The organism is Synechococcus sp. CS-197, from assembly GCF_025128215.1.
GTDB lineage: Bacteria > Cyanobacteriota > Cyanobacteriia > PCC-6307 > Cyanobiaceae > Synechococcus_C.
In genome coordinates this window covers 73,758-86,396 of the sequence record NZ_JAHLZC010000011.1, presented here as the reverse complement: position 1 = coordinate 86,396, position 12,639 = coordinate 73,758, and the positions used below count along the sequence as shown (strand labels likewise).

At 55.0% G+C, this 12,639-nt stretch carries 12 protein-coding genes and 1 tRNA gene; 7 read left to right on the top strand and 6 right to left on the bottom strand.

Translation table 11 applies throughout. The features are described 5' to 3' along the window. Window positions 1-377: 377 nt before the first annotated feature. Window positions 378-635 carry a 2TM domain-containing protein gene (locus KQ296_RS04460; RefSeq protein WP_011933405.1) on the top strand — a complete coding sequence of 86 codons (258 nt, stop codon included), beginning with the start codon at window positions 378-380 and terminating at the stop codon, window positions 633-635. 341 nt (window positions 636-976) lie between these two features. Here KQ296_RS04460 and KQ296_RS04455 read toward each other — a convergent pair whose 3' ends face one another. From KQ296_RS04455 to KQ296_RS04440, 4 genes are all read right to left on the bottom strand, one after another. After that, window positions 977-1,279 (bottom strand): DUF3104 domain-containing protein, encoded by a 303-nt coding sequence (locus KQ296_RS04455; RefSeq protein WP_011933403.1) that lies wholly within the window; start codon window positions 1,277-1,279, stop codon window positions 977-979. A 245-nt stretch (window positions 1,280-1,524) separates the two neighbouring features. Then, window positions 1,525-1,668, bottom strand: coding sequence for a hypothetical protein (locus tag KQ296_RS04450; protein ID WP_259726370.1), 144 nt, complete (start codon window positions 1,666-1,668; stop codon window positions 1,525-1,527). A gap of 394 nt (window positions 1,669-2,062) precedes the next feature. Beyond that, on the bottom strand, window positions 2,063-2,956 hold the full coding sequence (locus tag KQ296_RS04445) for a hypothetical protein (protein ID WP_011933402.1): 894 nt from the start codon (window positions 2,954-2,956) through the stop codon (window positions 2,063-2,065). 489 nt (window positions 2,957-3,445) lie between these two features. Beyond that, window positions 3,446-3,530: transfer RNA gene (locus tag KQ296_RS04440), tRNA-Ser, on the bottom strand. A gap of 104 nt (window positions 3,531-3,634) precedes the next feature. On the opposite strand from KQ296_RS04440, the gene KQ296_RS04435 reads away from it, so the two are divergent. After that, the gene (locus KQ296_RS04435) at window positions 3,635-3,955 is read left to right on the top strand and encodes a hypothetical protein (protein WP_259726369.1); all 321 of its coding nucleotides are present in this window, start codon (window positions 3,635-3,637) and stop codon (window positions 3,953-3,955) included. 12 nt (window positions 3,956-3,967) lie between these two features. On the opposite strand, the gene KQ296_RS12720 is transcribed toward KQ296_RS04435, so the two are convergent. Together KQ296_RS12720 and nrdJ are read right to left on the bottom strand one after the other, a co-directional pair. After that, on the bottom strand, window positions 3,968-4,279 hold the full coding sequence (locus KQ296_RS12720; RefSeq protein ID WP_011933400.1) for a DUF6447 family protein: 312 nt from the start codon (window positions 4,277-4,279) through the stop codon (window positions 3,968-3,970). Window positions 4,280-4,354: 75 nt separating this feature from the next. Beyond that, window positions 4,355-6,685 carry a ribonucleoside-triphosphate reductase, adenosylcobalamin-dependent gene (gene nrdJ, locus KQ296_RS04430; RefSeq protein WP_011933399.1) on the bottom strand — a complete coding sequence of 777 codons (2,331 nt, stop codon included), beginning with the start codon at window positions 6,683-6,685 and terminating at the stop codon, window positions 4,355-4,357. A gap of 132 nt (window positions 6,686-6,817) precedes the next feature. Between nrdJ and KQ296_RS04425 the strand changes: the two genes are divergently transcribed. From KQ296_RS04425 to KQ296_RS04405, 5 genes are all read left to right on the top strand, one after another. Then, window positions 6,818-9,031 (top strand): mechanosensitive ion channel family protein, encoded by a 2,214-nt coding sequence (locus KQ296_RS04425; RefSeq protein WP_259726368.1) that lies wholly within the window; start codon window positions 6,818-6,820, stop codon window positions 9,029-9,031. A 26-nt stretch (window positions 9,032-9,057) separates the two neighbouring features. Next, window positions 9,058-9,741 (top strand): trans-aconitate 2-methyltransferase, encoded by a 684-nt coding sequence (locus KQ296_RS04420; protein WP_259726367.1) that lies wholly within the window; start codon window positions 9,058-9,060, stop codon window positions 9,739-9,741. Next, window positions 9,738-11,375 (top strand): peptide chain release factor 3, encoded by a 1,638-nt coding sequence (locus tag KQ296_RS04415; RefSeq protein ID WP_011933396.1) that lies wholly within the window; start codon window positions 9,738-9,740, stop codon window positions 11,373-11,375. The genes KQ296_RS04420 and KQ296_RS04415 overlap by 4 nt, the downstream gene beginning before the upstream one ends. A gap of 259 nt (window positions 11,376-11,634) precedes the next feature. Continuing rightward, on the top strand, window positions 11,635-11,856 hold the full coding sequence (locus KQ296_RS04410) for a hypothetical protein (RefSeq protein WP_011933395.1): 222 nt from the start codon (window positions 11,635-11,637) through the stop codon (window positions 11,854-11,856). Window positions 11,857-11,932: 76 nt separating this feature from the next. Then, complete coding sequence (locus KQ296_RS04405; RefSeq protein WP_011933394.1) at window positions 11,933-12,622, top strand: CPP1-like family protein; 690 nt, start codon at window positions 11,933-11,935, stop codon at window positions 12,620-12,622. Window positions 12,623-12,639 lie beyond the last annotated feature (17 nt).

Below are 12,639 nucleotides of genomic sequence, written 5' to 3'. Positions count from 1 at the left end.
CCCCTCTTATGCACTCTTCCACGTTTCCGCTATAGCCAAAAACACCTGTGTAGAGAAGAGAGGTGATGTGCTCTTGCTTCGGCTGGATTCGAAGTGACAAGTGCTGCGCCAATAACAGCAGCAGCAGGTATGAAGTTGAAGAGTTTCATGTGAGATTTGCGTGCATGAAGGCCATCCCTAAAGGCGTCCCCATCATCGCAAGGATGCAACACCCCCATCTGGGTTGCAGGGCGTGACTCCAGCCGGTTGGATCAGGCGTTGGGCTGGTGATGCTCCAAACAATGGTGTCGAGGAGACGGTTCAGCCTTGCTGGTGCGCTCGTCGGTCGATTTTGCTTTGTATTGCTACCACTATGCATAGATGGCTATGGAGTCTCGATGGTTGATGAGTTGGTTCGCCAGCGCGCTTTGCAGGCGCTGCGACGAAAGCGCGGTCTGAATCAGCAGTTGCGTCTTTATTTCATTGTTAATGCCATCCTTGTTCTCGTTTGGTTGGGCAGTGGTCGCGGATCCTTCTGGCCGATTTATCCGATCGCCTTTTGGGGTATTTCTTTGCTGATCCAGGGATGGAGTATCAGTCACCCTGATCGGGAGTTCAGCGAGGAGGAGATTTCTCGGGAGATCGAGCGCTCCTGAAGGATGCCACGGCTAGATCAGCGAATCGAAAGACTCTTTTCTTGAGGATTCAAACGTGAAACACTCGTTTTAAATGGGTGATGGGATTGGTTTGGTCACCCCCACGCAAAATCCAACGTTCCGTACTGCCGCTTCTTAGTAAGGCCCGGAAGTCTTCAGCCTCAATCAGAATGCCCAGCTCAACCGATAGTCGAACAATTTGTTCTGGAGTGTTAGCAATGTAGAAATTCCTCTGAACTTCCGGGTCGTCTTCAACTTGCAGGCATAGGTGATCCAAGGCGTCGAGTAGGGGCTGTGGGGTCTTATCCGTCCTGCCCTCCTAAAGCAAGCTCCAACAGTACTCAGGCAGCAGCCCCCCTTTGTCTATTCAGGTCTTTCGGCAACACGTGGGTGACCAGGTCAGCGTTGACCCAACGGACAACACCCGTGTCCACATCAGCGATTTGGAACAGCGTATAAATGCTTGGATCCCTCGCTCCTCCGTTGCAGTGGAGCACAAGTCCCATCCACCAGTCTTTCTCTTGCGCTTCTCCTAGCAGGGAATCATGTCTGACGATCACGGTCATGCCTGGCTTTAAACCAAGGAAGATTGGACGGTGCTCGGGGTCAGGCAGCTTTGGGAGCGGGGAGCGCTCTTCGGACATTTTTCTAGTACAGATGTACTTACGCTAGCGAGGAGGGGCTTTTGTTGGTCAATCTGCCGGCCGACTCGGTGGCGATGGCGATCGATCAGGCCAGGCAGACTCGAGGTTGTCGATATCGTGACTCTCAAGGCCAATCAAGTTGCCTATAAAGATAGAGTCATGGAATTCAATCCACCCAATTTCGTTTAATTGCGACGTCGAAACTCCACTGGTCGAAGGAATTTGATTGCGTGGTTTGGAGAAAATTATTGGTCTTGTTGTTGAGTTTTGGTTGGCTGTTCTTTCGGTACTGAGTCGTGCAACACCACATCGAGTTCACCAATCCAGGCCACGATCGCGATCAGCCCAATGATTGATCCCAAAGTCAGTACCAGTCGGTTCACGGTCATGGCTTGATTGTCCTGTAAAAAAGTACGGAGAGGATGGGCTTAGGTCTCTTGCCGGGTCTTATCAGATTTCTTATTTACACACTAAAGGTTCTTTGGCAATAGGCTTGACTTGCCAGCTAATTACCGCTTAAATTTTGAGTTTTCTTAATTCTTTTCAAAGTACTTACGTAAGCCTTCAGGCATTTAGGAGGTATTAGCACCCATACCCTATTTGTCTTTGGATTGGTTGCTCTGGTGCTTTGAGCCACTGCGTCTGTAAATTGATGCACGACCTTTTGCTGTAAGAGCTGCCCCTTGTTTAGTTGATAACTTATATAGGTTTTTGATTGTCATACCATCCGTCACAATTAGATAAAATATCAGTTTTAATCTGAATTCAACTCATCACCGCTATTCAAGAAAGACAGAAAGATTTAGGCGCGGCTTCGTAGAGTTGGATATAGGAAAGAAATTTTTCCATGCGGGTTTGATCAGACAAGAGGCTAAGCTTATAAGCATGTTCAAGACTGTAAAAGCCAGGAGGATAGTTATCAAAATAACTGCGTGACGGAACTGACGACCAACCATCACAAAGACTGCCAATATCGATGGCAAATCCCCCGGCTGAGCGTATTTGGTCACAAATTAGCTTTCCCATCAAGCCAGCACCAACGAGATAGGGGGCACCGCGATACGGTGGCTTGATCGAAATCATCAAAGGTTTACCTGAATGATCGTACCAGGACCGCGAATGTTCAGTGATTTCTTGATGAAGCAAGGGAGATTCAGGCGGGACAGTTTGAACAAATAGCTGAGATGGTCTAAAGAAACGTAAAACCTCGTTAGCAATAGGCTTAGATGTCACCACTCCCAAATATGGAGATCCCCTTAGCAGCGCTAAAAGATCTCCCGATAGATGCAAAAAACGATGAATAGCGGCATCAGTTAAAAGTACACGTCGCCGACCGGACAATAATGATACAAGCGAGTTGTAAGAAGTTAAGTAACGAGGATTCAGGCCACATTGGCGCAAGGTGGGGATTCCGAGAATCGTTGATGTTCGGCATGCAAGCTTAAGACGTTGTTGAAGGCGGAGCAGCTGATTTGCTGACGGCAAGCATTTGCCAAACCAAAGATTCAAGTGAGCTTCTAAATCAATTTGAGGCGACGATGAGTTATGGGCTAAGATTACGGATTCTCCGTCACCAATTCGAAGTAGTGAGAATGGTCGATGCCGTTTAAAGGCAGCAAAAAGGGAAGTACGAATAAGACTGTAAGCTTGACGCCGACTCTCGAGTGTTTTATGCATGGAAACTAGCGATTGAAGGCACTCTTAAAAGTGTCAAACAACTGTCTTAAAGGAGTAAAATATTTCCAGATCGAGGACGATAAAACATGGTCCAAGTGCGATTGAAGATCAGTGATTTGACAAGTTAGATCTGAAAAATTCAACTTACGCTGAAGACAATGAGCAGTTACAAGCGATTGAGCAAAGCCATAAATCAACCCTTGACCCTGTGCGTATTGACCAGTAATAAAGTCAGCGGAATGGTGTGGTGCATGGGGTTGATGAGGATGGATAATGTTTTTTGCACAAAAACTATAGAGAGTGGTGGCGTTCATAATGACTATAATCATATTAACTGGCAAGGCCCAATGACCTGTATGGCGTGGAGCATAAGTCACAATAGTGACCAAGAGGGAAATCTGAAACCCGTAGTAGTTTCGCCAACAGGTATGGGCAACGCCTATTAAAGCTTTTGTAAATCCCACAAAATGTGGGATTTTCTTTGGCTAACGGAGAGGGTGGGATTCGAACCCACGGATGCTTTCACATCGCTGGTTTTCAAGACCAGAGCCATAAACCACTCGACCACCTCTCCAGTGATCGTTTGTATTCTAGCATGTCAATACCATGTGGTTTAGGACGATCTGGTTTATGGATGTTAAGCCTATTGAGCTTTGTGGGATTCTGTAGTAATTTGATGTGAATTCAATGATGTTAAAAAAGTTCTTTCAAAAAAGGCCTGAGCAAATCGCTGCAATTCAAAAGTGGGAGTACAAAGTTGTTCAATTATTCAATTCACAATCTTCTAGCCCTGAGAATGCAAGCAAGAAGCTAGGAGGTACCTTGAGTGCGGAAACCTTAAAAGAACAGTTTCCAAGTATTTATGCTGAGAAAGATGGCAGAAAGCAGATTGATAGGTTTCTTAATAAAGTTGGAGATGAAGGATGGGAGCTTATCCAGGTTGAAAACGTTGTTGGACTCCCTTTGATGATCTTCAAGAGACTAAAGATAGAGAGTTGAAATTAATAGGCTTTAGTTAATCGAGTTGATTTGATCAAGATGGGGTCTCAATTGTTCTACGTAATGCGATATCGCAGCTTTGGATAGCTTTGCTTTCTGCAGATGTGTATTTATGCAGCGATCAGCTGACTGTAGATTTTTCGATATGACCTTAGTTTCATCGTCTAATTGCTCAATGTCGTATTTTTTGCCATCAAATATGATAACTTTAGTAGGCGTTGAAGTCGGTGATGTGTTCTCGGAAGTCTGAATTATTGACTCGGATTGGGGAAGGCTTTCGTCAAGTAGACCGAAAGCCTTGCTGATGATAGTTTTCCAAATCATGACAAATTTTGTATTGACTAAGAGTTTCGTTTTTTGGATGATAATACTTGGTCTCAGCCTAAGCAAGTGGATGATTTACGGCTTCGATAATGGCAGCAGGCACTTGTCGGAGTCGCAGCCGGCAGGACCCGCCTCACTGATCTCACCCATGTCGTAGCGCTGAAGCGCTTCGAAGAAATCGGAACTCACGCGGCGTTGGATCACGTCGGATTGCATCCGTTCATAGGTGTCGGCATCGATCGGTTCGAAGGGCAAACGCGGGAAGGTGGCGTTGGCATCGAAGCGGGCCAGCAGTGCGGCCGAGATGTAGCCCTCGCCCCGTTCAATGGTTCCGTGCAGTGCATCAGTGAGTGCCTCGATCTCGTTCTCGCGGAACTCGATCGTGGCTGAGGTGTTGTGCGCGGTGTAGTGCGTCTGCACCTGCATGTAGAAGTCGAACTGGGCCATCGCTGAGAAGGCGTTGATATCCACGGCATCGGCACCGGGCAGATTGGCCCAGCTCACTTCAGTGGGGATTTCCACCAGCCATTCGGTGCAGCGAGGATCAAATGGGTCATCCAGAAGGCGGCCCTGGTCGTCTTTATCCGACTGGGACGGCACCACCGTGTAGCCATAGTCCATGCAGGCCATGGCCACGGGGTCGTTTTTGCGGAAGGTGATCCGGCGGATGAAACGCTGAGCTTTGGGGGGATGCCAGCCGGGAGCAGCGCCGGTGAGCAGGCTCTTGGTTCCTGCGGGCTGAACCGTGGTGCAGCGGTTGGGGCGACGTAGGCCGTGACGATCGCAGTACTCCCAGACAGCCTCGTTGACGGTGGCTTTCCAGCGACTGAGGTACTCCGCCTCGCGCCGTTTGAACTCCTGACCTTCTTCGCTGTTGGGACGACCTGCCTCCCACCACTGCAGCCAGGGAGTGCCGAAAGCGTGCACGAAGAAGTCGAACAGACCGGTGAAGCTCACACCAACGATCGGATCCCAGGCCCGGCTCTGGCGGTAGCGCTCCACTTCGAACTGGTGGTTCAGAAGACAGGCCACCGACAGAGCACCTGCGCGGAAGGCATCGCGTTGGCCCTCGTCATCGCTGGGGTCGATTTGGTTGAGGTGGATCTCCGCCAGGTTGCAGTGAAAATCGGCACCGAGGATTTCGCCGCAGGGGTTGAGGCCGTAGCGGCCGAGGCGATGCTCAAGCTCGTCTTCAGCAATGGGACCGTGGTTGAGGCTCAGCCAACGGCCGGCCTCCTCCCTGCCTTGATCGCAGTAGATCTCAATGAATTCCCGACGCAGCTCGGGAGTGCTGAGCAGATCAGCGTTGGAACGGGCGATGGCCTCGGGGGCGAACTGGATCGCTCCTTCACCGCTGTGGAACTGACGGGTGACGGCGTCGAGCAGCACCTCTCGGCTGGGACGGGTGTGATACACGCGCGTGTGGTTGGCCATGCGCAAGGCATCGCGCTCAGGATCGATGCGCCAGTTGCCCTCTGCATCCTGTTGCCAGAGGTTGTCCTTGGCACCAGCGGCGCTGGAATCATCGGAGGCGAACTGGCGCATGCCAGCACTGCGCCGGATGTTGCCCGCCACGATGGTGACAGCGGCTTCGTCGATGAGCAGGCAGCACTCCACGGAGGTGAGCTTGCGGCCGATCGCTTTGCCCAGAAGCCGGGCAACCCGCGCATACAAATCCTTGAGCTTCACGGGGTTGGCCATCCCGCCAAAGCCCTTGAGGGTCTCGCCAACAGGACGGACATCGGAGAGATCCACCTCAACCTTGACGGTTCGGCCTGCGAACCGGGGATCACTGCTGAGCTCCAGAAGCAGCTGGTAACTGTCGACCCAACCCCGGCGCGTGTCACCGACCTTGATGGAGACAACTTCTCCGTGGATGGTGTGGCTGGTGTGTTCCTGGCGCTCACCAGCGGGAGTGATGCCGATGTCGGAAACGCTGAGAACCTCGATCGGGTTGCCGACGACCGGCAAACGTTCGATCAAATGGGGCTCAATGATGGCGCCAGTGCCGCAGCCCATCATGGCCAGGTCCATCATCAGACCAAAGGCTTCCCAGTCCACCAGGTTGGTGGAGGTGCAGTTGTAAGCACCTGAAAAGTTCACCTGTTGTTCGATCCAGGGCGTGCCGCCGATCCACAGCCACCGTCCGGAGGGGAGCGCTTTCTTCTCGGCCTGCATCCGCGCCATCAACTCGATCTCTTCGGCGGTGAGGCTGCCGAGCGTCTTCAATCCAGCAAGGTTGCGTGCGCCAACCTCAGTCCAGCTTTCCCGCCCTTCGCTGTTGCGGCGGCTGTACGTCCGATAAAAGACGGGGTTGGCGGCAGGGGCAGTGGCTGGGAAATCGCCATTGCCAGACAGCGATGTTTTGGAGTCCGGGCCGACGCTGCGGCTTGGAGTCAGGGTCACGGGAGATTGGGTCAGTACCGGCACCCTAACGCCAGCGATGGGGGCAGCAAGGGGGTGCTGGCACCACCCGCAGTGTTCAGCGTTGTCTGTCCCAGGCCTTGGCAGCATTGATGCCACTGCTGCTCCAGGTCGATGCCGAAGCAAAAGCGCTTTCTTGCTTGCTTTTCTTCAAAACCAGGGCGCTTTCTGTTGGTGCTCTGCCTGTCTTGTCTGCTGGGTTTTGCTCCGGCTCTGGGGCGCACGCAACCCCCAGGTGTGGCGTCCAGGCCCGCGCCAGGTGGGAATCAGCTGATCCCGATCGAACAGCAGCCCTTTTACCCCCAGCTTCAGCGGGATGCCGACAACTGGAGCGATGTGGTGTTGGACCAGGTGGTGGGCGATAGCCCCCGCTCCACCCTGTTGAATTTCTACGCCGTGATGGCCGATGTGGGGCATCGTGCTGACCGTCTCGGGCAGACCCCTGACGCAGGGCGACGTGGAGGGGTGTCGAGGCAGGAGCAGATCGACGACACGACTCTTTTGTTCAACTTGGCGGTGAAAGCGCTGGATGCCAGTGCCTTTGCTGAGAGCGTGCGCTCCGATATGGCTGATGAGGCTGCCATTCAGCTCAAGCATGTGCTGGATTACGTGTTAACTCACAGCCGTCAGCCCATTGACATTCCTGATGTGGAAGGAATGAAACAGCGCAACGACTTGCGATCCACACCGACGGACTCTTGGCGCATTCCTGGCACGGCCATCACTTTGACGTCAGACCTTGAGGGGGATCCTGAAAACGAAAGTTTCTATTTTTCCGCTGGAACCGTGGCATCGGCGCGCGCGATGTACGACGAGATTCGCGACATTCCCGTGATCGCACAACCCTTCGCCACACCAAGGTTCTACGCGGATTTCATCTACACCCCCGGCTACCTCATTCCCCCTGACTGGTATCTGGCATTGCCTCTGCAATGGCGCCGCGTGCTCGAGTGGCCCATCGGTGACCAGACCCTGTTTCAGGTGGTGAGTGCTGCCGTGTTCATTGGTTTGTATGGCGTGCTGGCGTTGTGGCTCATGCGCCTGCTGATCAACACCTATCGGGGTGAGTCGTTGCCTGCGAATGAGGATCTCGAGCTTTACAGCAGGGATGCGTTGGCGTGGAAACGGGTGTTCATCATTTTTCCGCTCTTGCCTCTCACCTATTTCATCGAGGACCTGATCGACAACATCCTCAATTTCACCGGTTTTCCACTCGTGGTGGTCATCTATTCCTTTTATGTGATCTGGTATGTGGCTGCCAGTGTTCTGGTGTTTTTTCTCTTTGAGGCCTTCGGCCGGAGCGGAGCAGAATCCTTGTCCCGCTGGCGAGGGAGTGATTCACCGATGCGGCTTCGCAGGATCAACAGCCTGGTGATGCCGATCAGCCGTGCCATTGGCATGTTGGTTTCGGTGGTGCTGATCTACCGCCTCCTGCTCCTGCTCGGGCTTCCCTCGAGCACGGTGCTCGCCTTCTCGGCGGTGCCCGGTTTGGCGATCGGTTTGGGTGCCTCCAAGCTGCTGGGCAATTTGTTCGCTGGATTGTCGATCCAAACGGACCGACCGCTGCGCGTTGGTGAATTTTGTGAGGTGGGAGGCAAGCTCGGATTCGTGACCAAAATCGGTCTGCGCTCCATGGAGCTGCAGACCCTCGAGAGTCGCGTCACGATCCCCAATTCCGTGGCTGATGAAGCCACCATCGTTAATTTCTCGCGCCGTGGTCTAAGCCGGCATCGCTCGCCGACCCAGGGGCTGGAGGTGCGTCTGCCCATCCGTGACCCCCTGTCTCCTTACCAATTGGAGGAGCTTTTGCGGCAGACGCGCAGGCTGCTCGAAGGAGCGTCATTTCAAAGTCAGTTGGCTGGATCGCACCAGCCGGTGGTGAGCTTGGGGCCTTCGGACGCTGGAGGGAACGAACTGATCGTGTTCGTGATGGTGGAACTGCATGGGTGGGAAGCCTTTCTGCGCGTGCGCGAGACCTTGATGGTTGCCTTGGAGGAGCTGCTTGAGCGGGTTGATCTCTCGGAAATCGTGGTGGGTGTCGCTTACAGCACCACCGCCGAGCAGCTGCAGCGCATTCCTGAGCTCCTGCATTCGGTGGTCGCTGAAGACCCCCAGCTCAACTACGAAGCCTGCCGGCTTGTGCGCATTTCTGCCTTCAGTTATGACCATGAGCTCGAAATCTCGTCGACGCACGATCGCCACGACGATTTCGAAGACAGCATGCACCGTTTGAACCGCCGTATCCTCGCGATCCTGGGCGAGAACGGCATCGAGATTCCCTTTCCTACCCAGACTCTCGAAGTGCACTCCACCGATGCGACCCCATGATCCCGCGCACGCCCGAGCCGGAGCTCATGAACGATCCGCTCCAGGTGCAGGCCTATGCAGCTGCAGACTTTGCAGCCAGCGACCAGGCCCTGGTGGAGTGCATCGAGCAGTTGCTGCAGCAGTCCGGTGAGCGACTGGGGGCTGGGGACTGCTTGGTTGATCTGGGTTGCGGCCCGGGCAACATCAGCGAGCGTCTGGCCAGGCACTGGCCGACCTGCCAAGTCGTGGCGGTGGATGCTGCCCCGCAGATGATTGCGGCGGCGGAGTCCAACCGTCGTCGGGCCGGCATCGCGCGCGAACGGCTCCGTTATGTGCTGTCTCCCTTGCCCTGGCATGGGCTTCAATCCAGGGCCTCCCTGATCGTGAGCAACAGTCTTCTTCACCATCTCCATGATCCGCAGAAGCTCTGGAGTGGCCTGCGTCTGCTTGCCGGCAGTCGCTGTCTGGTTATGCATCGCGACTTAAGGCGGCCTCCCTCGGCGCTGGCGCTGGACCAGCTTTGCGAGCGTTACGTGGCTGATGCGCCTGAAGTGCTGCAAAGGGACTACAGGGCGTCGCTGCAGGCTGCCTTCACGCTGGAGGAGGTGAGAGCGCAACTGCGGGACGCCCAACTCGCTCATCTGCAGGTTCGCGAACTGGAGGATCGCTATCTCGAGATCCATGGCTGGATCACGGGCTGTCAGGCTGGTCTGGATCAGTCCAGCGCATGAGCACGGAAGCAGGTACACAAGACGGCCAGGAACTTCTGGAGGCGGTGGCCCGCCGCCGAAATTTCGCGATCATTTCCCACCCGGACGCCGGTAAAACCACCCTGACGGAAAAGCTTCTTCTGTATGGCGGTGCCATTCAGCAGGCGGGAGCTGTGAAGGCCCGGGGTGAGCAGCGCAAGGTGACCTCCGACTGGATGGAGTTGGAGAAGCAGCGGGGAATCTCGATCACCTCAACGGTGTTGCAGTTCGATTACACGGGCAACATCATCAACCTGCTCGATACACCTGGACACCAGGATTTTTCCGAAGACACCTACCGGACGCTGGCGGCGGCAGACAATGCCGTGATGCTGGAAGATGCAGCGAAGGGACTGGAACCTCAGACGCGCAAGCTGTTTGAGGTGTGCCGGATGCGGCAGATTCCGATTTTCACGTTCATCAACAAGATGGATCGTCCGGGGCGTGAGCCTCTGGCACTTCTCGATGAAATCGAAGCCGAACTGGAACTCACTCCCTGGGCTGTGAATTGGCCAATCGGCAGTGGCGAGCAGTTTCGAGGTGTGATCGATCGACGGACCAAGGAGGTGGTGTTGTTCAGCCGCGCTGAACGCGGCAAGCAGTCGGAAGAGCGGCATTTGTCTCTCAACGATCCAGAGCTTCTCGATCTGGTGGAGTCCGATCTCCTGGAGCAGGCGATTGAGGAGATGGAACTTCTGGATGCTGCCGGGGCTGAGCTCGACCTGGAGCTGGTGCATGCCGGTGAGCTCACGCCGGTGTTCTTCGGATCTGCAATGACCAATTTCGGAGTGCGTCCGTTCCTCAATGCCTTTCTGGAGATGGCGCAGAAACCGGTGGCCCGTCTCGGTCATGACGGCCCTGTCGATCCCTTGAACCCGGATTTCAGTGGCTTCGTGTTCAAGCTTCAGGCCAACATGGATCCACGCCATCGCGACCGTGTGGCGTTTGTGCGGGTGTGCAGCGGCAGGTTTGAGAAGGACATGACCGTTCGCCACGCGCGAACAGGGCGTGCCATCCGCCTCTCCCGACCTCAGAAACTCTTCGGTCAGGACCGGGCTGTGGTGGAGGACGCCTATCCGGGGGATGTGATCGGCCTCAATAATCCGGGCATGTTTTCGATCGGAGACACCTTGTATGTCGGACCCAAGGTTGAGTACGAAGGCATTCCCTGTTTCAGTCCGGAGATTTTCAGCTGGCTGCGTAATCCCAATCCTTCAGCCTTCAAAAACTTCCGCAAAGGGGTCAATGAGCTGCGTGAAGAGGGCGCTGTGCAGATTCTCTACGACACCGACGAGAGCAAGCGCGATCCGATCCTCGCTGCTGTCGGTCAGCTGCAACTTGAGGTGGTGCAGCACCGTTTAGAGAATGAATACGGCGTGGAGACCAGGCTGGAACCGCTGGGCTATCAAGTGGCTCGCTGGGTCAATGGTGGATGGCCAGCGCTGGAGAAAGTGGGTCGAATCTTCAACTGCAAAACGGTGCGTGACGCCTGGAACCGCCCGGTGTTGTTATTCAAGAATCAGTGGAATCTCAATCAGTTAAACGAGGAGCACCCGGCCCTCGAGCTCAGCGCGGTTGCTCCTGTGGTGAGTGGCGTGGAGCCGATCAGCCTCTGAACCAAACATGGATCAGAGCTCGGATCCAGGTTCTGACGTCGTGGGCAGCAGCTTCGGGCCACGTGCCCGGAGCAAACGTCAAGGGCTGGTGCTGACGGGTGGCTTGGGTGTGGGTGAGGGTTTGCATGGTGTCCTCATTCATCTGCATTCAGTCTTAACCCAGCCTTTACCAATGTCAGGTGCGGCTGTCCGCATCCCCCTACGACCCTCACGGCCGCAGAGCGAAATCGCCAGACTGCAATCCCTTGTGTGGTGAGGTTTGGACACCCTTTGGCTACTTCGGCCCTGTGATGACGGAGGAACGGACTACGTCTGCTTCCGTGATTGCAGCGATCGTGTGGAAGTGCTCGAGGGGTACCACCTGCCGCCGCAGATGCCCCTGATTAAGCACCGCCAGTTTCTCCTCAGCGCAGAAGTTCCTGGTTGCCGCCACCGTTTCGAGCGTCAGCAGGGCTTTCGCCACGGTCCACCTCTGTTCTGATTCCTCTGCTGATCTCGGATGACCAACTCGTCTGGTCGTCTTCCTCGATAGCCTTGCGTTAGAGAAGAGAGCTCCGATGGCAGCAGGGCTGAATCCCGGTGATGACACCGACGGACAGGATCCTTATCAACAGTTGCAGATCCGATCCGACGCCAGTTTTGATGAGGTTCAGCGGGCCCGTGATCGCGTCCTTAAGACCTGCGGCGAGGACGCTGTTGCCCGAGCGAAGGTTGAAGCCGCATACGACGCCGTTTTGATGGATCGTCTCCGCGACCGTCAATCGGGCCGCCTCAGTGCCGAAGCGGCTACGGCATCGCGGATGGAGCGTGAGCAGGGCGAAGGAGCGGCTTCGCAAACCAGCAACGGACCAGCAGCTCTTCTCACCCGTTTCCGCAATTTTTCGCTTCCAGCTCCATCGTTGAAGGGATCGGCGGTGGTCCCTGACCTCACGTTGGTGCAAGGTCAGGGGCTGGTGGTGCGCCTCTCCCTTGGTGCCCTGGCGCTGCTGCTGTTGCTGTTTGCTCCGCAAACGATCGAGCTGCTTCTCGCGCTGGGAACAATCGGTTTGTTCATGAGTCAGATTCGGCGTGGACGCCGCCCCCTCGGTTCCTTGGGTTGGAGCGTTCTGCTGCTGATTTTGGGCTTGGTGGTTGGGGCATTGCTCAGTGTTGCCGTCGCTGGATCGGGTCTGCCATTCACCGTGGAACAGTGGCAATCACTGCCCGCCCTGCTCCTTCTGCTTGCAGGAACGCTGCTTCTGGCTTGAGTCAGGGTTTTGATCAA